A 21,177-nucleotide genomic window follows, 5' to 3' on the forward strand; every position below is an offset into this window, starting at 1 on the left:
GTTACCTCTTTTTTGTTTGATTAAAGATTCAGCACCTTTATCAAAACGGGTAACTCTCAACTTTTCAAGAAGATGTGTCAGATTAGGTTGTGACTAATTCAGATAAGGGAATTTACATTATGCCCGTAACGATCTTTCCTTGCGGGTCACTCCAACAACACCGCTTCGGGCAACTTCAATCACTTCCGTTACATCTGCAATCGTTTCGACAAACGCATCAAGTTTATCTGTGGTTCCTGCCATCTGAATTGTGAATTGTGAGGCAGTCACATCAACAACTTGTCCTCTGAAGATATCAGCCATACGCTGTACTTCAGCTCTTGCTGCGCCTGCCGCCTTCACCTTTACCAGCATCAGTTCCCGCTCAATATGTTCAAACTCTGTCACTTCCTGAACTTTCAGCACATCGATCAGTTTATGCAGCTGTTTCTGAAGCTGTTCAAGCTTCATATCTGTCGCTTTCGTCGTGATATTCAACCGGGATAAGGTTTCGTCATCCGTCGGTGAAACTGTCAGGGTTTCAATGTTAAAACCGCGTTGTGAAAACAGACCAACCACACGAGACAAAGCACCGGGCTGATTTTCCAGTAATAACGAAATAATATGTCTCATATCAGGTTCTCTCCGTTTTGCTTAACCACATTTTGTCCATGCCTTCGCCTTTAATCTGCATCGGATAGACGTGCTCAGTTTCATCCACATTAATATCCACAAACACCAGACGATCTTTCATATCCAGAGCCTTTTGCAGGCCGGCTTCTAACTCATCCGGCGTTGATATGCGGATACCAACATGGCCATAAGCTTCTGCAATTGCAGCAAAATCGGGAACAGAACTCATATAAGAGTTTGAGTGGCGACCCTGATAAATAATGTCCTGCCACTGTTTAACCATCCCGAGAAAACGGTTATTCAGGTTAATAATTTTTACCGGAATATCATACTGAAGCGCTGTCGACAGCTCCTGAATATTCATCTGAATACTGCCATCACCTGTCACAACGATGACTTCTTCCTCAGGATGCGCAAATTTCACGCCCATCCCGGCTGGCAATCCAAATCCCATCGTGCCCAGACCACCTGAATTAATCCAGCGACGCGGCTTGTTGAACGGATAATAGAGGGCTGCAAACATCTGATGCTGACCCACATCAGATGCAACATAAGCATCTCCGCCTGTCAGCTTGTGCAACATTTCTATCACTTGCTGTGGTTTAATGCGCTCACTTGATTTCTCATAAGACAAACACTGACGATCACGCCACAACTGAATATCTTTCCACCAGCTTTCAAGCGCTTCTTCATCATTCGTTCCCCCCTGCTCAACCAGCAGTCGCATCATGGTATCCAGCACTTTGTCAGCCGCCCCAACAATCGGCAGATCTGCCGGAACATTTTTGGAAATCGAAGAAGGATCAATATCAATATGCATGATCTTCGCTTGCGGACAATATTTCTCAAGATTATTGGTTGTCCGATCATCAAAACGAACCCCGATCCCAAAGATCAAATCAGCATTATGCATCGCCATATTGGCTTCATACACACCATGCATACCTAGCATACCCAGCGAGTTTTTATGAGTTCCGGGAAAAGCACCAAGCCCCATCAATGTGCTGACAACGGGCAGGTTTAATGCTTCCGATAGCTGGATTATTTGCTGATCAGCCTCTGAAATCACAGCACCACCACCGACATACAACACCGGTTTCTTCGCTTCAAGCAAAGCTTTCAAAGCTTTCTTGATCTGCCCTTTATGTCCGGTTGTTGTCGGATTATAAGAGCGCATTTTGACACTTTGCGGATACTCGTAAGGAAACTTGATTTGAGGATTCATCACATCCTTTGGTAAATCAATGACAACCGGTCCCGGGCGGCCGGTAGAAGCAATATAAAAGGCTTTTTTAATCGTTTCAGGAATATCTTCGGCTTTCTTCACTAAAAAGCTGTGTTTTACAATCGGGCGGGAAACACCAACGATGTCACATTCCTGAAAAGCATCATTGCCGATTAAATTGGTGGCAACATTACCGGAGATGACAATCATCGGGATGGAATCCATATATGCTGTCGCAATCCCTGTCACGGTATTCGTGGCACCAGGGCCTGAACAGACTAATACAACCCCGGGTTTACCAGTTGCACGGGCATAACCATCGGCCATATGTGTTGCGGCTTGTTCATGACGAACGAGGACATGACGGATTTTTTCCGTTTTTTCATGAAGGGCATCATAGATGTCAAGCACGGAACCACCGGGGTAACCGAAAATTTGCTCAACACCTTCTTCGATCAGAGACTGAACAACCATCTCTGCACCAGATATCATTACCATATTGTCTCCTTACCAGTCTGCCGGTTTTACATGGTCAGTTCACCGGACTGGTGTTACATAGTCGAGGGCTTATTCGTAGCCTGATTTGAAATCAATTTGTTTTCAGCTATGCCGCCACAGAGTCATAACTACGTGGCGTATGAACAAAACTCTACTCTGTAATTCATCACGGGTCGAATCGACAAATCAGCCTGTTTTACAGAAAATATGGCTTATCAAACAATAAACAGAAGAGAATATGGCAATAAAAAAGACTTATGTTTTATTTGCAGGAAAGAATGTTAAAAAAAAGTATAAAATTTTTTATATCGTGTTTCTGAAAGTTATCTGGCAGATGAATTATTCATGGTAAAAATGGGAGGTCGTCCAGGAAACCCGAACTACAGCCTAAATTTTACAATTCAGGCTATAGGAAGCGTTCAATACAGACCTTATGCCGAAGTCATTTCCCGGCAAAGCATCATTAACTGTTCTCTCAGCCAGCTATGACCTTTATCTTTTTCACTTGATTCATGCCAGCTCAGATAACCTTTCACCAAACGATGCTCATATGGCAATGTAATCGCTTGTAGTTGCTCACGGTTCAGAGAAATATCCACCAGCCAGCGCGGCGCAATTGTGATGAGCTCAGACTGGCTGACAACGTAAAGCACATTACTCAGACTGGTTCCCTCATAGTGAGAGTGACATTCAATATCCCGGTATGCCTGTTCACTGAAGCTGCTGATACCATGTGCCTGTGAAAGTTTTGCATGATGCTCACTCAAAATCTGTTCCATTGTCAGGCTGCCCTGAATACGGGGATGAGATTTCGCGGCTACAACCACTAATTCATCCTGAAACAGCTCAGCAGAAGAAAAACCAGCTTCTTCAAAACGGGAGTAATCAATCACAAAATCAACTTCCTGGTAACGTAAGCGTTGTGTCAGCTGCTGATTAAAATCCGCTTCCATATGTAATTGCACATGCGGCGCCTGCTCGTGGATCATAGAAAACACTTTAGGCGCAAAACGCACATCATTCGGGCTGCAAATCGCCAGATTAAATTGTCTTGTGGAAGATTCAGGAACAAAGATTGAGTTAGGTAACTCATTACGAATTAACTGCAGAGCCTGACGGACAGGGCCAAATAGCTGACGCGCACGCTGAGTTGGCTGAATACCACGTCCCTGACGCATAAACAACTCATCATTAAACATGACTTTTAACCGCGCTACAGCATTACTGACTGCCGGCTGAGACATGCCCAGATTATGTGCTGCCCGGGTGATATTTTGCTCTTGCATGACTGCATCAAATACAGTTAATAAATTCAGATCAACGCCCCGCAAGGTGCTTTCCATCCGGTAATTTGTCACAACAGGTGGAACGGTTTCTTTTTTCTCTAACATCGGTATGCCTCTTAACCTAATCATAAAACAACTATCATCTGCCGCTTCTGTATGTCTGAGTTTTATATTCTGACAAATGAAAACGATCGAAGGTTCAAAGCAGAGAAATACATTGATAATTTGTATGTGTCTGCACAATAACTACTATCTTTTAATCTGATGAATGAAGGCAATAAGATTGATAAAAAGTCAGGACATTTTACATCAATTAGAAGAAAATAATTAAATTTCAATTACATATGAAAAACATAAAAAAACATAAAGTCTTTTTAGATCACATTTACATGATAAATTGACACAAGTTATGAGTAAAAAAGCAAAGATTATCCAAATATTCATAGCGAATATTAAAATGATATAATACTCAAATTATACAAATGAATGGTGGGTCATATCTGAATTGAAGTCCGGGAAATTTACCTGTTTCCACAATTGATCGCACAAATACTGATAGTCATTCCATTTACCCTGAGTTATCCATTCAGCGACTGCACAGGCAACGTCAGGATAAACAACCGGTTTTGCAAATGGTTCATTCAGCCAGTCTCTCACCACGGATACATCAAAAAAATCCATCGATGTTGCAGCACCAAGCATTTCCAGTGTAGCGACATTACTCATTTGCTCGAACTGACCTTTCAGCGGTTTCAGTAACAACTTCTTCCCTAATGACATCGCTTCAGAAGGCAGTTCAAAACCACCATTGGCGATCACGCCTGAACAGCATTTGAGATAATCCTGAAAACCGGTATGACACAAAGGTCGCCACTCAATATTTTCAATCACTTCAGGTTCAATCACTTCCGGATGGAAACAGACAAAAGATTGATCGGCAAAACGAAACAGCAGTTCGCCAATATCATGAATGGTCTCAAAAGGCAGATAAACCAAAATAAAAGGCTGAATTTCCGTTGACTGACTGGTGGTATGAACGATTGGCGGCAAAATCGGGTTATTGAAATGGTACCAATGCAATCCCAAATGATAATCTGAGGGCGCAAAATGAGAAATAATCTGTTTATCAAGCCAGTTTGCCCCCTTTAAAGGCACAGGATAACGAAAAGCATTTTGATGACTTAAGCCAATACACGGCTTCTTTTTCTGCCGGGCTGCCCAGGCGGTTACAGGCTCGAAATCAGAAATAACCAGATCGTAGTCGCTGATATCCAGTTGCCGGATATCTGAAGCCAGTTGAGCCAGATTATTTTGTGTCATAGTTTTCAGATAGTTCACCTGTCCTTTCTCGGAAATAAAGGTTAATCCCCTTCGGGTTTGATAATCTCCGAAACATTCCATCGAAAAGTATTTATCCTTTTCCCGGCCGCTAAATAAGTACCGGACATCCGCGCCATGTTTTTTCAATGCCAGACTCATAGCTCTGGCGCGTGCTGTATGACCGTTACCGGTTCCCTGTACACCATAAAGAATTTTCAAGACATCAACTCCGACAGTAACAAACTAAACTGTGCACAACTGACTCCCAGTAACGAACCAGCCAGAACATCAGTAAAAAAATGCACACCCAGTAAAATACGTGCAATACCAATCGAGAAAGCCCATAAGAATGCTATTTCAGTCAGCGGGGGATAAAAATGAGCAAGCAATGTTGCCATCAAAAAACCAGCAGTGGTGTGTCCGGAAGGCAGGCTGAATCGATCAGATGGTGTAATAAATGCCTGAACCAAAGAGGAAAGCTCATGGGGTCGACGACGCTGAAATGCATTTTTCAGGATCCAGTACAAAGGGAGTTCTATCAAAAATGCAAGGATACCGGTCAGTAAAAACATTTGACCATACCGATCATCCAGAAGATATGCCAGACACCCAATCAAGACATACAAATGACCATCACCGGTACGTGAAACAATCCGGCTCGCCCTGGCAAAACCGGAGCTAAACCGATGCTGTAAGCAAAATAGTGAAAATGCTAAGTCAAACTTTACAATCGGCGCCATCACTTTCATTACTGACTCCTTTTGAAAGGATATCTTTACCTTTTTTGCACAGTAATCAGATTAGATGACAAAGAAGTGACCATTTTTTTTCGAATGAATGAAAGTTGCTGCCAGATTCAGATGAATTCTGCAGAACTGGTGAACAAATCAGATTAAATACAATATGACAGGAAAGAGCCGGGATCAGTTTGCTCATTCAAACAGATGCATTTTCACCTTCCGGCATCAAAAAACCGCCTTCCATCAGGCGAATATTATGTTCAATCAGTCGTTCGAGAAAAGAATCTGTTAATTCAAACTTATAGATACTCAACATTGAAGGCGGCACTAAAAACGGAAATACCATCAAGCTGATATACGACATCCTGCAAAGATATGGATCCATATCCGGACGAATAACGCCCTGATTGACCAGCCTGGAAGACAAAAGATCGCGAATAGGCCGGGTCAGATCCTGAATGACTTCTTCCATCAAATCCCTCTGAATATCCCCCGGCGGCATACTCATGACCTGTGCAAGCAATTTCGGAAACTGAGGAACTTTGATCATTTCTTTATAATAAACCCGCATCAAATCAACCAGATTTTTCTGATTACTTTTTGCAATCAGCTTATCCAGTTGTTTTTGTAAGGGGTGTAATGTTTCACGCAACATAGTTTCAAACAACCCCGCTTTACTGCCAAAGTAATAACGAATCATCGCTATATTTACACCAGCCCGCCGGGCAATCAGCCGGGTTGAAACCTTGTCATATGCCATCACGGTGAAAAGCTCTCTGGCACTGATGATCAGGCGCTCTCTGGAGCGAATTTGTTCACTTGGACGGCCAGCACTACGGTGGGATACATCTTCCATTGAAAGAGCTCCTCAGGTAATTAATCAACGAGTAATTCCAAATCATACACTGATTTTAAGCATTTTTGTTCACTAATATGCAATGAAATTAACAAACTATTCGCATAACATCTGATTACAGGCATGTTTCAGAGTCCCCTTATTGATTCATTTTTCTCTTCCGGACAAAAAAAAGACATTTAGGGTTGACCTCACCCTCAGAGTAAGGTACTTATTTAGGCTAATGAATTTTTAAACTGTGGTTAGTGAATTGTTATGATAATTCGTTTTTCTCTCCTGCTAAGCCTGCTCCTTATCGTGGATCAATCGCGCGGGTAGCTTGTGGACAGAAATAACCACTGAAGAATAAAAAGACCCGCACTGAGATGCGGGTTTTTTTATAACTGATTTTCAGAGCAAATATAACAACCAAAACCAGGAAGTAACCATTAACAACACCTAATCATGGGGAGCCAACATGAACGATCAGGTCATAATTTTCGACACAACATTGCGCGACGGTGAACAGGCATTATCTGCAAGCTTAACCGTAAAAGAAAAATTACAAATTGCGTATGCTCTGGAACGACTGGGGATCGATATCATTGAAGCCGGTTTTCCGGTTTCATCTCCCGGTGATTTTCAGTCCGTACAAACCATCGCAAAACACATCAAAAACAGCCGGGTCTGTGCTTTATCCCGTGCAGTAGAAAAAGATATCGATGCAGCTGCCGAAGCATTAAAAGTGGCAGAAGCTTTCAGAATTCATACATTTATTTCCACATCAACCATCCATGTTGAGGATAAATTACGCCGCAGTTACGATCAGGTTGTGGAAATGGCTGTAAAAGCAGTAAAGCACGCCCGGAAGTATACGGATGATGTTGAATTCTCATGTGAAGATGCAGGCCGGACTCCCATTGATAACTTGTGTCGTATGGTTGAAAGTGCAATCGATGCAGGCGCAAAGACCATCAATATCCCGGATACTGTGGGTTATACCGTTCCAAGTGAATTCGGCGGAATTATTCAGTCGCTATTCAATCGGGTTCCCAACATTGATAAAGCCATCATTTCCGTTCACTGCCATGACGATCTTGGTATGTCTGTCGCAAACTCAATTGCTGCGGTTCAGGCTGGTGCTCGCCAGATAGAAGGAACAATGAATGGTATTGGTGAACGGGCAGGAAACTGTGCACTGGAAGAAATTGCCATGATCATTAAAACCCGGCAGCAATTACTGGGTGTTCATACCAATCTCAAACATGATGAAATTCACCGTACCAGCAAAATGGTCAGCCAGCTTTGTAATATGCCGGTTCAGAGTAATAAGGCGATTGTTGGCGCTAACGCATTCAGTCACTCATCAGGGATTCACCAGGATGGCATGCTGAAAAATAAAAACACCTACGAAATTATGACGCCAGAATCGATTGGCCTGAAGAATAAGGTGCTGAACCTGACCAGCCGCAGTGGCCGTGCCGCAGTGAAAAGTCATATGGAAACAATGGGGTATAAGGAAGAAGACTATAATCTGGATGTTCTGTATGATAATTTCCTGATACTTGCGGATAAAAAAGGTCAGGTATTTGATTATGACCTTGAATCATTGATGTACTTCTCTAATCTCAAAGATGAAGATGATTTCTATAAACTGAACTATCTGAGTGTTCAGTCCGGCAGTGTTATGGCAACCACAACCATCAAACTGCAGTGTGGCGAAGAAGAGCAATGTGAAGCCGCAGTAGGCAATGGCCCGGTTGATGCTTTATACCAGTGTATTTACCGCATCACAGGTTATGATATTGTTCTGGATAAGTTTGATCTGACGGCGAAAGGTGAAGGTGAAGATGGCCTTGGACAAGCTGATATCATCGCCAATTACAAAGGACGAAAATACCATGGCACCGGCGTTTCAACTGACATTGTTGAAGCTTCAGGCCAGGCTCTGTTACATGTAATCAACAGTATCCACCGTGCAGACCAAATCGAAGAAATCAAGCAAAAGAAATTTGTAACGGTATAAGCAAAATTACAGGCATATCCGCTTAAAAGGCTATGCCTGTTAATGCCTGCCGTATACTGGTGGAAAAGCCAGTGAAAGATAAGTTTATTTAAGACAAGGATTCTCATGACAGACAAAACATACAAAATTGCAGTATTACCCGGAGACGGTATTGGCCCGGAGGTAATGCAACAGGCTCATAAAGTACTTGATGCAATTGAAAACAAACACAACATCACACTGGAACGTACTGAATTTGATATTGGTGGTATTGCTATCGACAATCAGGGAAGTCCGTTACCGGAAACAACATTAGCAGGCTGCGAACAGGCTGATGCCGTCCTTTTCGGTTCTGTCGGTGGTCCGAAGTGGGAACACTTGCCACCTGATGAACAACCTGAACGCGGAGCCCTGCTGCCTCTTCGCAAACACTTCCAGTTGTTTTGTAACCTGCGCCCTGCACAAATCCACCAGGGACTGGAATCATTCTCTCCCCTCAGAGCTGATATCTCAGCCAATGGTTTTGATATTGTTGTCGTCCGCGAATTAACCGGTGGTATTTATTTCGGCCAGCCAAAAGGCAGAGAAGGTTCTGGTGAAAAAGAGAAAGCATTTGATACGGAAGTTTATCACCGTTATGAAATTGAGCGGATTGCAAAAATTGCTTTTGAATCAGCCAGATTACGCCGTAAAAAAGTTTGTTCAGTGGATAAAGCAAACGTTTTGCAAAGCTCAATTCTGTGGCGTGAAGTCGTGGAACAGATTGCTAAAGATTATCCCGATGTCGAGCTGTCCCATATGTATATTGATAATGCCACCATGCAGTTAATTAAAGATCCGGCTCAGTTCGATGTGCTGCTTTGTTCCAACATTTTTGGTGATATTTTATCCGATGAATGTGCGATGATTACCGGCTCTATGGGCATGCTGCCATCAGCCAGTCTGAATGAAAGCAACTTCGGCCTGTATGAACCCGCTGGTGGTTCAGCACCGGATATTGCGGGTAAAAATATCGCAAACCCGGTCGCACAAATCCTTTCTGCCGCCCTTATGCTCCGCTATAGCCTGAAAGAAGAAACGGCGGCTCAGGATATTGAATCTGCAGTCAGTCAGGCACTGTCAGCCGGAGAACTGACGGCAGATCTTGCAACCGATAAACCTGCACTCACCACATCAGAAATGGGCGACAAGATCGCTGCATATATTCTTAATGCATAAACGGGCAAGGTAAGAGCAATGTCAAACGCAAAAACTTTATACGAAAAAATATACGATGCGCACGTCGTCGTCGCTGCTGAAGGCGAAAACCCGATTTTATATATTGACCGTCATCTGGTCCACGAAGTCACTTCACCACAGGCTTTTGATGGCCTGAGAGAAAAAGGACGCAAAGTCCGTCAGGTCAGCAAGACTTTTGCAACGATGGATCACAATGTTTCCACAACAACGAAAGATATCAATGCATCGGGTGAAATGGCCCGGATTCAGATGGAAACCCTGTCTAAAAACTGTGAAGAGTTTGGTGTGACCTTATATGACATCAACCACAAATATCAGGGTATTGTCCACGTCATGGGCCCGGAACTCGGTATTACTTTACCCGGTATGACGATTGTTTGTGGTGACTCACATACTGCAACTCATGGTGCTTTTGGCTCAATTGCTTTTGGTATCGGCACATCAGAAGTAGAACACGTCCTTGCAACGCAAACCCTGAAGCAGGCCCGTGCTAAAACGATGAAAATCGAAATCAAAGGGAAAGTTGCTCCCGGCATCACTGCAAAAGATATCGTACTGGCCATCATTGGTAAAACCACTGCGGCAGGCGGAACCGGTTATGTCGTTGAGTTCTGTGGTGAAGCAATTCGCGACTTAACAATGGAAGGCCGGATGACCGTGTGTAACATGGCGATAGAGATGGGTGCAAAAGCCGGATTAGTTGCTCCAGACGAAACAACGTTTGAATATATCAAGGGCCGTAAATTTGCTCCGGCAGTTGAAGACTGGGATGCGGCTGTTGAATACTGGAAAACACTGAGAACTGACGATGATGCAGAATTTGATGCCGTTGTGACGTTGGATGCCGCTGAAATCAGACCACAGGTCACATGGGGAACCAATCCGGGACAGGTGATTTCTGTCGACTCTCCGATTCCGGCCCCTGAAAGTTTCTCTGATCCGGTGGAAAAGTCCTCCGCAGAAAAAGCACTCACCTACATGGGGCTTGAAGCCGGTAAATCACTCTCTGATTACGATATAGATAAAGTATTCATTGGTTCATGTACAAACTCCCGTATTGAAGATATGCGTGCAGCCGCTGAAGTCGCAAAAGGTAAGCAGGTCGCTGCTCATGTTCAGGCCATTGTTGTTCCCGGCTCAGAGCAGGTCAAAGCTCAGGCTGAAGCAGAAGGACTGGATAAAATCCTTACTGATGCGGGCTTTGAGTGGCGTTTACCCGGTTGCTCTATGTGTCTGGCGATGAACAATGATCGCCTGGCACCGAAGGAACGATGCGCTTCAACATCTAACCGTAACTTCGAAGGACGTCAGGGACGTGACGGAAGAACGCATCTTGTCAGCCCGGCAATGGCGGCGGCGGCAGCTATAGCAGGCCACTTTGTTGACATTCGTACATTCAGTTAATCAGAGGAAACAACTATGACAGGTTTCAAACAACACACAGGATTAGTCGTTCCTCTGGACGCTGCAAACGTTGATACGGATGCGATTATTCCAAAACAATTTTTGCAAAAAGTAACCCGGACCGGCTTTGGTCGTCATTTATTTCATGACTGGCGTTTTCTCGATGATTCGGGAGAACAGGCAAACCCTGAATTTATCATGAATCACGCTCGTTATCAGGGCGCCAGTATTTTACTTGCCCGTGAGAATTTTGGCTGTGGTTCATCCCGTGAGCATGCACCATGGGCGCTGGCTGATTATGGTATTCAGGTCATGATAGCACCGAGCTTTGCTGATATTTTCTATGGCAACTCAATCAATAACCAAATGGTTCCGGTTCGCCTCACTGAAGCAGAAGTTGATGAAATTTTCCGGTTTGTTGAAGCAAACGAAGGGGCACAGGTCACTGTCAATCTTGAAACCATGAAAGTTTCAGCCAATGGCAAAGAGTACAGTTTCGAAATCGATGAGTTCCGCCGCCACTGTTTATTAAACGGGCTGGATAATATTGGACTGACACTTCAGCATGAAGATAAAATCGCTGAATATGAAGGAAAAATCCCCGCATTTCTGGGTTAATTTTACAGATTTAACGCGATGAAAATGAAGCTGGTATTAGAAAATATCAGCTTTTTTCCGTTCAGAATCACGAATTTCAGACAAAGAAAAAGCCCTGACATTGTCAGGGCTTTTTCTTAAATATGGTACCGGTGGGCGGACTTGAACCGCCACGCCCGAAGGCAACGGATTTTGAATCCGTCGTGTATACCAATTTCACCACACCGGCATCAGGGCTGTGCCCTTTGATGAGACGCATTATACGTAAGATATGCTTTCGTGCAACACTAAAAAACTGATTTTCAATTGTTTGATGATAATTTCACCATAAAGCCTGAAGTTTTATACATCTCCGCTTTTATAATCAATACAGAATGATTATGCTGCTTTCTGTCATTCATCTGTATCTAAAGTCAGACCAACCATGAAACAACAATTTTCCGATTTTCAGCCTGCAGGCTTCTTATCCCGTCTTGGCTCGCTGTTTATTGACACATTGTCTGTCATTATTCTGGAATGTCTCGCCGCTGCAATAGCGATTGCGCTGATAAAAATAGCAGAATTCACCGGTCTGTTATCTTTCGTATCCTATCAGAGCTTAAATGATTTAATGGCGCATCACCCGGTTATCAGCCCCTTGCTGACCGGATACCTTGCCATTATCTGGATAGGCTTCTTTGTTTACTGCTGGACAGAATCAAGACAAACACCCGGCATGAAAGCCCTGCATCTGGCGATTAAAAACCGTGACGGCACAGCCATCACTGTCACTCAGGCCTTCATCAGGTTGTTTACATCCTGTTTTGGTTTATCAAACCTGGTTATCCCTTTTGATCCGCAAAAACGTGGATTTCAAGATATCTGGGCACAAACACAAGTGTACAAAGTCAAATAACCAGAGAGTCAGAGAAGAGTGAAGAAGTGGTATTTCAATGAAAATGAATACCACTTCATGGAGCCGGTGATTACAACTTACGCCGTAACAACATCACAGCAATACTCAAAAAAACAAAACTGGGAGCGACTGCACCTAAAGCTGGAGGGAAACCATAAACAAGGCTGAGCGGTCCAAAAAACTCACTGGAAATATAGAAAGTAAACCCGGCGACCACACCAGACAGTATTCTCGCACCCATCGTGACACTTCTCAGCGGGCCAAAGATAAATGACAGCGCCATTAACATCATGACTGCAATTGAGAATGACTGAGTCACTTTACGCCATAAGGCCAGCTCATATCTTGATGAATCCTGCTCGGATGCCTTCAGGAAATGAACATAATCATATAATCCACTCAAAGATAATTCTTCCGGCTTCACGGTCACCACAGATAGCTTGTTTGGCTCAATGGCGGTTTGCCATAAACGTTCTGAAAATTCCTGCTTGGTGATGACTTTGTCCTGTGCCATATCGGTGACAGTCACATGCTTCATCTTCCATTGATTATCTTTAAGGTAATCAGCTTCTGTCGCAAAGATAACTTTGGTTAATTTTTTATCATCATCAAAACGCCAGATATTCAGCCCATATAAAGTCTCACCATCGACTTTGGTGATGAAAATGAAATCACTGGCATCTCTGGCCCAAACTCCCATTCTCACGGACAGCAATTTACCGCCGGAAGTGGAAAACGCTCTCAAATCACGGGCCATTTTCTGAGCCTGTGGCGCCCCCCATTGCCCCAGCAATGTAATGATAATCATCAGCGGTACTGCCGTTTTTAAAACAGAAATACCAATATTCAGTTTAGAAAATCCGGCAGCCTGCATGACAACCAGTTCAGAACTGGCCGCAAGCATTCCCAAACCGATCAACGCACCAAGCAAAGCTGCCATCGGGAAAAACATTTCAATATCCCGGGGAATACTCAGCAAGACAAAATACAGGGCTTTCAACAAATCATAACTACCCTGCCCGACTTTCCGTAACTGTTCGACGTACTTGATAATACCGGACAACCCGACAAAGGTGACTAACACCAGAGAGGTGGTCGCAATAATTGTTCGTCCAATATATAAATCTAAAATCTTAAACACGGCTTACGCCACCTTTCTCTGTCTGATCTTATCTTTGAATTTACGGACCATCACACTATCCAGGCTATTCACAAACAACGCTGTAACAAGCAATGCGGCATTGATGGGCCATAAACCAATGTATGCTGGGATTCCCCCGTCTTCAATGGCTGACTTTCCGGCACTGATAGCAAGGAAATAGGCCAGATAAATCAGGATGGCCGGCCCCATCTTGGCAAAACGTCCCTGCCGTGGATTTACAGCAGAAAGCGGAACCACAAGCATGGTTAACAATGGAATACAAACCACCAGGGAAATCCGCCATTGAAGTTCAGCCTTTGCCCTGCTGTCCGGATTTTTCATCAAATCCAGTGTAGGCTGAGCTTCCCAGTCCCGGCCTTTATTCTTAACCTTGCGCTGCCCTATCAACCCATCATATTCATCAAAACGGGTGATCATATAGTTAATCTGCGTCGGCAAGCCTTCATAACGCGTCCCGTGATACATGGTAATAATCTGACGGCCATCACTGAGCTCTTTCACATCGCCTGAATCAGAAAACATCACGCTGGGTAAGATTGATTCTCTGGGTGTCAACTGAGCGACGAACACATTGTGTAACTTTCGGTTTTCAATATCATCGATAAAAATCACTGAAGAGCCATCAGGAGAGCGTTGAAAATGCCCTTTCTGTAATAAATCAACCCGGTTTTCAGCCGCCAGTGTTTCCATCAGCTGCGCTTCCCGGTCCTGACTCCATGGAGAAAGCCATAATGCATTAAATGCGGCAAAACCTGCTGTAATCAAAGCCAGATACAGGGCAGCCCGAACCAGAAATTTATTACCAATTCCTGTCGCATTCATTACGGTAATCTCACTTTCAGCATATAAGCGGCCGAAAGTAATCAGAATACCAATGTAAAGACTCAGCGGCAGCATCAGCAAGCCCATCGCCGGCATGTTCAGCCCGACAATCGACATGATCATTCCGGCCGGTATTTCGCCATCAGACGCTTCCGCAAGCACGCGGATAAATTTCTGGCTGAGAAACACTAAAAACAGGATAAAAAATATGGCCAGCTGGCTTTTTAATGTTTCTCTGATTAAATATCTAACGATAATCACACTGAAATTACCTATGAAAAACTTGTTTTTTTAATTGAATCACTATAGTTTTTGACTGAAACTTGTATTTTATAGAACTTTATTGCCTACGTCGTTGCTGAAAATTTGATTCGGCTTCAACATAATAGTTCATCATTCATGATGGACTTATTAAGAGTGCATTATCTACGATTTAGTTCTGTTTGTCTTCACATCTAGGAGTACGCATGGAGTTTAGTGTTAAAAGTGGTAGTCCGGAAAAACAACGCAGTGCCTGTATTGTCGTCGGAGTATTTGAACCACGCCGCCTTTCTCCTGTAGCCGAGCAACTTGATAAAATCAGTGACGGTTACATCAGTTCATTACTTCGCCGTGGTGACCTGGAAGGGAAATCAGGCCAAATGTTACTGCTTCACCAAGTTCCCGGTGTATTATCCGAAAGGGTTTTGTTAGTTGGGTGCGGCAAAGAAAGAGAATTGGGTGAGCGTCAGTACAAAGACATCATTCAAAAAACAATCAGTACCTTAAATGAAACCGGTTCAATGGAAGCCGTTTGCTTTTTAACGGAACTCCATGTGAAAGGCCGTGATACTTACTGGAAAGTTCGTCAGGCCGTCGAAGCAACTAAAGACGGATTGTATACCTTTGACCAGTTTAAAAGTACCAAGCCGGAAACACGCCGGCCATTGCGGAAACTGGTGTTTAATGTGCCAACACGCCGGGAATTAAGCCTCGGTGAAAAGGCAATTTCTCATGCACTGGCGATTGCTGATGGTGTGCGTTCCTGTAAAGATCTCGGCAATATGCCGCCGAATATTGCTAATCCGGCTTATCTGGCTTCTCAGGCCCGGCGTCTGGCTGACGATTACAGTGCAGTAACCACCAAAATCGTTGGCGAAGAAGAGATGGAAAAACTCGGCATGACATCTTATCTGGCTGTCGGCCGGGGGTCACGCAATGAGTCCATGATGTCAGTGATCGAATATAAAGGTCACCCGGATCCGGACGCAAAACCCATTGTCCTGATTGGTAAAGGACTGACCTTCGATTCCGGTGGTATTTCATTAAAACCAGGCGAAGCCATGGACGAAATGAAATATGACATGTGTGGGGCTGCATCGGTCTTTGGTACCATGAAAGCGATCGCTGCACTGAATCTTCCATTAAATATCATCGGCGTGCTTGCAGGTTGCGAAAATATGCCCGGTAGTCAGGCATACCGGCCCGGTGATATTTTAACCACAATGTCAGGACAGACAGTAGAAGTGCTGAATACGGATGCTGAAGGTCGTTTAGTGTTGTGTGATGCACTGACTTATGTGGAGCGCTACGAACCAGAATGTGTCATCGATGTTGCAACATTGACCGGCGCATGTGTGATTGCACTCGGCCACCATATCAGTGGTGTGATGGCGAATCATAACCCGCTTGGACACGAACTAATCAGTGCTTCAGAACAGGCAAGTGACCGCGCATGGCGTCTGCCGATTACTGATGAATATCAGGAACAGCTGAAAAGCCCGTTTGCTGACATGGCCAATATCGGCGGTCGTCCGGGTGGTGCAATTACAGCCGGTTGCTTCCTGTCAAAATTCACCCGTAAATATAACTGGGCACATATTGATATTGCCGGTACAGCCTGGCGCTCAGGCGCAGCCAAAGGCTCAACGGGTCGCCCGGTTCCTTTGCTGGTCCAGTTCTTACTGAACCGCAGCGGACTGGAAGATGAAGAGTAATCTTTCACAGAGAAGGCCATAACTGGCCTTCTCTGATCTCAGGCATATGATCCGCCATGAAAACAGTCACCTTTTATATCGTCCGGCCAGAGAGTCCACAGGCAGATACTGATGGATTCCTGCAATACGTTCACTTTCTGGCCCGTCATTTTTCCCGTCAGGGTGCAAAGATATTTATCAACTGTCATTCGAAAGAAAAAGCAGAAATGCTGGCAGAGATATTCTGGCAGGTTGAACCCAAAGACTTCATCGCTCATAATCTGGTCGGCGAAGGGCCGGGATACGGCACACACGTTGAAATCGGATATCAGGGAATACGTCCTGCGAAAAACCGTCAGCTACTTATTAATCTTGCAGACTGTCAGACAACCTTTGCGAATCACTTTAATCAGGTGGTAGACTTCGTTCCCTGCGAAGAAAATGCCAGACAACTGGCAAGAGAACGCTACAAAATTTATCGTCAGGCGGATTATCAGCTGCAGACGATTGAAATTCATTACCCGGAATAAACGTTATAGGTCAGGTTATTCTGAGAACAGAAGCTTTAGGTATAACGTTTAACCGATTGTTCAAATACACAAGTGTCCATTGAAGAGTATTATGGAAAAGACATACAACCCAACATCAATTGAACAGGCGCTTTATCAGGCCTGGGAAGAGAAAGGTTACTTCAAACCAAACGGTGATACATCGAAACCATCATACAGTATCATGATTCCGCCACCGAATGTCACAGGTAGCCTGCATATGGGCCATGCATTCCAGGATACAATCATGGATACCCTGATTCGTTGCCAGCGCATGAAAGGCCACAATACATTATGGCAGGTTGGTACAGACCACGCAGGTATCGCCACCCAGATGCTGGTAGAACGTAAAATCGATGCTGAAGAAGGCAAAACCAAGCATGATTATGGCCGTGAAGCATTCACCGATAAGATCTGGGAATGGAAAAATGAATCGGGTGGAAACATCACCAAACAGCTTCGTCGTTTAGGCGCTTCCGTCGACTGGGATCGTGAACGTTTCACCATGGATGACGGTTTCTATAAAGCGGTTCAGGAAGTCTTTGTCCGTTTGTATGATGACGATCTGATCTACCGTGGTAAACGCCTGGTGAACTGGGATCCCAAACTGCATACTGCTATTTCCGATCTTGAAGTCGAAAACAAAGATAAAAAAGGCCACATGTGGCACTTCCGCTATCCACTGGCTGATGGCGTAAAAACAGCAGAAGGCAAAGATTACATTGTCGTTGCCACGACACGTCCGGAAACCATGCTGGGTGATACCGGTGTTGCGGTCAACCCGGAAGATCCACGCTACAAAGATCTGATTGGACAGCATGTCCTTCTGCCGGTTGTCAATCGCCGTATTCCGATTGTTGGCGACGAACATGCTGATATGGAGAAAGGCACGGGGTGTGTAAAAATCACACCGGCACATGACTTCAATGACTATGAAGTCGGTAAGCGTCATAACCTGCCCATGATTAACATCTTCACGTTTGATGCTTATATTCGCGAAACCGCAGAAGTATTTACCACCAAAGGCGAACCAAGTGACGCCTATGCTTCAACACTGCCTGAAAACTATCAGGGATTAGAGCGCTTTGCCGCAAGAAAAGCGATCGTGGCTGAATTCGAGACACTGGGTTTACTGGAAGAAATTAAAGATCATGATTTAACCATCCCTTATGGTGATCGTGGCGGCGTGGTGATTGAACCCATGCTGACTGACCAGTGGTATGTCCGGGCTGCACCTCTGGCAGAAGTGGCAACTCAGGCCGTTGAAGAGGGTGAAATCCAGTTCGTTCCGAAACAATATGAGAATATGTATTTCTCATGGATGCGTGATATTCAGGACTGGTGTATTTCCCGTCAGCTCTGGTGGGGACACCGCATTCCTGCATGGTATGACGAGCAGGGCAATGTTTATGTGGGCCGGACTGAAGAAGAAGTCAGAAGCAAACACAGCATTGATGCATCAGTCAGCCTGACTCAGGATGACGATGTACTGGACACCTGGTTCTCATCAGCACTATGGACATTCGGAACTCTGGGCTGGCCGGAGCAAACGCCTGAACTGAAAACATTCCACCCAACCGATGTACTGGTGACAGGTTTTGATATCATTTTCTTCTGGGTCGCCCGGATGATTATGATGACCATGCACTTCATGAAGGACGAAAATGGTAAACCTCAGGTGCCATTTAAAACGGTTTACGTGACCGGTCTGATCCGTGATGAAAACGGCGACAAGATGTCAAAATCAAAAGGGAACGTCATTGACCCGATTGATATGATTGACGGTATCGACCTTGAATCACTGGTGAAAAAACGTACCGGCAACATGATGCAGCCACAACTGGCAGCAAAAATCGAAAAGAATACCCGTAAAACCTTTGAGGACGGTATCGAGTCATACGGCACCGACGCACTGCGCTTTACCCTGGCGGCGATGGCTTCAACCGGCCGTGACATCAACTGGGATATGAAGCGTCTGGAAGGTTACCGGAACTTCTGTAACAAACTGTGGAATGCCAGCCGCTACGTGCTGATGAATACACAGGAGCAGGACTGTGGATTTGCCACTGGCACTGAACTTGAGTATTCACTGGCTGATAAGTGGATTGAATCTCAGTTTGAGCTTGCAGCACAGAGCTTTAATCACCATATTGACAACTATCGTCTGGATATGGCTGCAAACACTTTGTATGAGTTCATCTGGAACCAGTTCTGTGACTGGTATCTGGAACTGACTAAACCAGTGTTGTGGAAAGGCACCGAAGCGCAACAGCGTGCAACCCGCCGGACACTGATTACCGTCCTTGAAAAAACACTGCGTCTGGCGCATCCGGTGATTCCTTATATCACTGAAACCATCTGGCAAAGTGTGAAGCCACTGATTGAAGGTGTGGATGGCGAAACCATTATGTTGCAGGGGTTACCGCAATACAACGAAGCGAATTTCCATCAGGAAGCGCTGGATGATATTGAATGGGTGAAATCATTCATTACCAGTATCCGTAACCTGCGCGCTGAGTACGACATCAATCCGGGTAAACCACTTGAAGTCATCCTCAAAGCTGATACTGAAACTGATGCCTCCCGCCTTGAAGCGAACAAGCAAGTGCTGATCTCGCTGGCAAAACTGGAAAGCATCCGGATTCTTGAAGCAGGTGAAGCGCTGCCAGCTTGTGCAACGGCACTGGTTGGTAAGTCTGAACTGCTGATTCCGATGGCGGGCTTAATTGATAAAGAAGCTGAATTAGAGCGTCTGAGTAAAGAAGTCGCGAAAGTTCAGGGCGAAATCAAACGGATTGAAGGGAAGCTGGGCAATGAAAAATTTGTTGCGAAAGCACCTGAAGCTGTCGTCGCCAAAGAAAGAGAAAAGCTGGAAGGCTATAAAGAGTCACTGACAAAACTGGAAGAACAAAAAACAACGATTGCTTCGTTGTGACCCCGGTTCAGTTCATACTAAAGAATGACATCATTGATGCAAAAGGCAGCTTCTCAGCTGCCTTTTTTATTGATCCAGCGTAGTTTTCCTGACCGGTTAAACAATGCGGTTCTGATGTTTACCGCACATAAATGCATTGATATTGTCGATTAAAATGCCAGCCAGTTTCTGAATGGATGAATCACTGCCCCACGCCACATGCGGTGTCAGTAATAAATTCGGCAAATGTTGATTCGCCAGTAAAGGATTCGATTGGTCCGCGGGTTCCTGAGTAAACACATCAACGCCTGCGCCTGCAATCGCTCCCTGAGATAAAGCATCAACCAGCGCAGCTTCATTCACCAGCCCACCCCGGCCGGTATTAATCAGAATCGCATCAGACTTCATCATCTCTAATTCTTCTGAACTAATTAAATTCCGGGTCTCTTCTGCCAGCGGACAGTGCAATGTCAGAACATCAGCCTGCTGAAGTACCTGACTGAAAGGAGAATAACCCTCGCGGCAGTCTGAACGGCCTTTTCTTTCTGCAAACATCACATGCATGCCAAGTGCCTCAGCCAGTTTGGCTGTCGCCTGCCCTAACGTACCTGAACCGATAATGCCCATCGTCTTACCCGCAATGTCACCAATCGGATGAGTAAAGAAACAGAATTGTTTTTCCTGCTGCCAGACGCCCCGGGCAATATCCTGATGATAAGCCATCAGATTCCGTCTGAGAGTAAACATCATACCGATAACATGTTCCGGCACAGACTGAGTCGCATAGCCCCGAACATTGGTCACCGCGATACCATGCTCCCGGCAATAATCAATATCGATATTATTGACGCCGGTCGCTGCAACGGCCAGTAAACGTAACCGGGGAAGACGGGCCAGAACAGCAGCATCAAAAACGACTTTATTGGTAATAATAATTTCAGCATCCTGAACCCGGCCGGACAATTGATCCGGTGAGGTTGAATCATAGCTCACCCACTGATGTCCGAACGCTAAGTCAGGTAAATGAATCTGTGACGGTATTGTCGCTCTGTCGACAAAAACAACCAGCGGCTGTGTCATGAATCCTTTCTCCTTTATCTGTTATTGAATCTGGCTGAAA

At 44.8% G+C, this 21,177-nt stretch carries 17 protein-coding genes and 1 tRNA gene; 8 read left to right on the forward strand and 10 right to left on the reverse strand.

Translation table 11 applies throughout. From position 1 onward, the window contains the following. Window positions 1-117 precede the first annotated feature (117 nt). The 6 genes from ilvN to OC443_RS16625 form a co-directional block, all read right to left on the reverse strand. Window positions 118-612, reverse strand: a complete 495-nt coding sequence (gene ilvN / locus OC443_RS16600) for an acetolactate synthase small subunit (RefSeq protein WP_073586002.1) — start codon at window positions 610-612, stop codon at window positions 118-120. Between the two features lies 1 nt (window position 613). Beyond that, the gene (locus OC443_RS16605; protein WP_073586001.1) at window positions 614-2,335 is read right to left on the reverse strand and encodes an acetolactate synthase 3 large subunit; all 1,722 of its coding nucleotides are present in this window, start codon (window positions 2,333-2,335) and stop codon (window positions 614-616) included. 431 nt (window positions 2,336-2,766) lie between these two features. Continuing rightward, entirely contained in the window at window positions 2,767-3,726 is a 960-nt protein-coding gene (leuO, locus tag OC443_RS16610; RefSeq protein ID WP_073586000.1) for a transcriptional regulator LeuO, read from the reverse strand. A 369-nt stretch (window positions 3,727-4,095) separates the two neighbouring features. Beyond that, window positions 4,096-5,160: an MJ1255/VC2487 family glycosyltransferase gene (locus tag OC443_RS16615; protein ID WP_073585999.1), complete on the reverse strand. Its 1,065-nt coding sequence runs from the start codon at window positions 5,158-5,160 to the stop codon at window positions 4,096-4,098. Beyond that, the gene (locus OC443_RS16620; protein WP_073585998.1) at window positions 5,157-5,690 is read right to left on the reverse strand and encodes a phosphatase PAP2 family protein; all 534 of its coding nucleotides are present in this window, start codon (window positions 5,688-5,690) and stop codon (window positions 5,157-5,159) included. The genes OC443_RS16615 and OC443_RS16620 overlap by 4 nt, the downstream gene beginning before the upstream one ends. A 187-nt stretch (window positions 5,691-5,877) precedes the next feature. Next, on the reverse strand, window positions 5,878-6,537 hold the full coding sequence (locus OC443_RS16625) for a TetR/AcrR family transcriptional regulator (RefSeq protein ID WP_073585997.1): 660 nt from the start codon (window positions 6,535-6,537) through the stop codon (window positions 5,878-5,880). Window positions 6,538-6,994: 457 nt separating this feature from the next. On the opposite strand from OC443_RS16625, the gene leuA reads away from it, so the two are divergent. From leuA to leuD, 4 genes are all read left to right on the forward strand, one after another. Then, the gene (leuA, locus tag OC443_RS16630; RefSeq protein WP_073585996.1) at window positions 6,995-8,542 is read left to right on the forward strand and encodes a 2-isopropylmalate synthase; all 1,548 of its coding nucleotides are present in this window, start codon (window positions 6,995-6,997) and stop codon (window positions 8,540-8,542) included. A gap of 105 nt (window positions 8,543-8,647) precedes the next feature. Further along, a complete protein-coding gene (leuB, locus tag OC443_RS16635; protein ID WP_073585995.1) occupies window positions 8,648-9,739 on the forward strand; it encodes a 3-isopropylmalate dehydrogenase in 1,092 nt (363 codons plus the stop codon). An 18-nt stretch (window positions 9,740-9,757) separates the two neighbouring features. After that, window positions 9,758-11,164: a 3-isopropylmalate dehydratase large subunit gene (gene leuC, locus OC443_RS16640; protein ID WP_073585994.1), complete on the forward strand. Its 1,407-nt coding sequence runs from the start codon at window positions 9,758-9,760 to the stop codon at window positions 11,162-11,164. Window positions 11,165-11,179: 15 nt separating this feature from the next. After that, window positions 11,180-11,782: a 3-isopropylmalate dehydratase small subunit gene (gene leuD, locus OC443_RS16645; RefSeq protein WP_262021689.1), complete on the forward strand. Its 603-nt coding sequence runs from the start codon at window positions 11,180-11,182 to the stop codon at window positions 11,780-11,782. A gap of 123 nt (window positions 11,783-11,905) precedes the next feature. Here leuD and OC443_RS16650 read toward each other — a convergent pair. Next, window positions 11,906-11,990 (reverse strand) — tRNA-Leu (locus OC443_RS16650). A gap of 195 nt (window positions 11,991-12,185) precedes the next feature. Between OC443_RS16650 and OC443_RS16655 the strand changes: the two genes are divergently transcribed. Continuing rightward, window positions 12,186-12,656, forward strand: a complete 471-nt coding sequence (locus OC443_RS16655; RefSeq protein WP_073579801.1) for an RDD family protein — start codon at window positions 12,186-12,188, stop codon at window positions 12,654-12,656. 70 nt (window positions 12,657-12,726) lie between these two features. Here the strand turns inward: OC443_RS16655 and lptG are convergent, their stop codons facing one another. Both lptG and lptF read right to left on the reverse strand, forming a co-directional pair. Beyond that, window positions 12,727-13,797 (reverse strand): LPS export ABC transporter permease LptG, encoded by a 1,071-nt coding sequence (lptG, locus tag OC443_RS16660; protein ID WP_073579800.1) that lies wholly within the window; start codon window positions 13,795-13,797, stop codon window positions 12,727-12,729. A gap of 3 nt (window positions 13,798-13,800) precedes the next feature. Beyond that, complete coding sequence (lptF, locus tag OC443_RS16665; RefSeq protein ID WP_073579799.1) at window positions 13,801-14,901, reverse strand: LPS export ABC transporter permease LptF; 1,101 nt, start codon at window positions 14,899-14,901, stop codon at window positions 13,801-13,803. Window positions 14,902-15,107: 206 nt separating this feature from the next. Here lptF and pepA point away from each other — a divergent pair, with 206 nt between their 5' ends. From pepA to OC443_RS16680, 3 genes are all read left to right on the forward strand, one after another. After that, complete coding sequence (gene pepA, locus OC443_RS16670; RefSeq protein ID WP_073579798.1) at window positions 15,108-16,616, forward strand: leucyl aminopeptidase; 1,509 nt, start codon at window positions 15,108-15,110, stop codon at window positions 16,614-16,616. Between the two features lie 56 nt (window positions 16,617-16,672). Further along, complete coding sequence (locus tag OC443_RS16675) at window positions 16,673-17,125, forward strand: DNA polymerase III subunit chi (protein ID WP_073579797.1); 453 nt, start codon at window positions 16,673-16,675, stop codon at window positions 17,123-17,125. Between the two features lie 91 nt (window positions 17,126-17,216). Then, entirely contained in the window at window positions 17,217-20,078 is a 2,862-nt protein-coding gene (locus OC443_RS16680) for a valine--tRNA ligase (protein WP_073579796.1), read from the forward strand. A gap of 96 nt (window positions 20,079-20,174) precedes the next feature. Here the strand turns inward: OC443_RS16680 and OC443_RS16685 are convergent, their stop codons facing one another. Further along, a complete protein-coding gene (locus OC443_RS16685) occupies window positions 20,175-21,137 on the reverse strand; it encodes a D-2-hydroxyacid dehydrogenase (RefSeq protein WP_073579795.1) in 963 nt (320 codons plus the stop codon). Window positions 21,138-21,177 lie beyond the last annotated feature (40 nt).

The sequence above is a fragment of the Vibrio quintilis genome (genome assembly GCF_024529975.1).
GTDB lineage: Bacteria > Pseudomonadota > Gammaproteobacteria > Enterobacterales > Vibrionaceae > Vibrio > Vibrio quintilis.

Coding starts and splice junctions, on each gene's coding strand:
- OC443_RS16655 (WP_073579801.1), top strand. CDS start 12,186: ATGAAACAACAATTTTCCGATTTTCAGCCTGCAGGCTTCTTATCCCGT.
- leuO (WP_073586000.1), bottom strand. CDS start 3,726: ATGTTAGAGAAAAAAGAAACCGTTCCACCTGTTGTGACAAATTACCGG.
- OC443_RS16605 (WP_073586001.1), bottom strand. CDS start 2,335: ATGGTAATGATATCTGGTGCAGAGATGGTTGTTCAGTCTCTGATCGAA.
- OC443_RS16620 (WP_073585998.1), bottom strand. CDS start 5,690: ATGAAAGTGATGGCGCCGATTGTAAAGTTTGACTTAGCATTTTCACTA.
- leuB (WP_073585995.1), top strand. CDS start 8,648: ATGACAGACAAAACATACAAAATTGCAGTATTACCCGGAGACGGTATT.
- leuD (WP_262021689.1), top strand. CDS start 11,180: ATGACAGGTTTCAAACAACACACAGGATTAGTCGTTCCTCTGGACGCT.
- ilvN (WP_073586002.1), bottom strand. CDS start 612: ATGAGACATATTATTTCGTTATTACTGGAAAATCAGCCCGGTGCTTTG.
- OC443_RS16625 (WP_073585997.1), bottom strand. CDS start 6,537: ATGGAAGATGTATCCCACCGTAGTGCTGGCCGTCCAAGTGAACAAATT.
- leuC (WP_073585994.1), top strand. CDS start 9,758: ATGTCAAACGCAAAAACTTTATACGAAAAAATATACGATGCGCACGTC.
- OC443_RS16685 (WP_073579795.1), bottom strand. CDS start 21,137: ATGACACAGCCGCTGGTTGTTTTTGTCGACAGAGCGACAATACCGTCA.
- leuA (WP_073585996.1), top strand. CDS start 6,995: ATGAACGATCAGGTCATAATTTTCGACACAACATTGCGCGACGGTGAA.
- OC443_RS16680 (WP_073579796.1), top strand. CDS start 17,217: ATGGAAAAGACATACAACCCAACATCAATTGAACAGGCGCTTTATCAG.
- pepA (WP_073579798.1), top strand. CDS start 15,108: ATGGAGTTTAGTGTTAAAAGTGGTAGTCCGGAAAAACAACGCAGTGCC.
- OC443_RS16675 (WP_073579797.1), top strand. CDS start 16,673: ATGAAAACAGTCACCTTTTATATCGTCCGGCCAGAGAGTCCACAGGCA.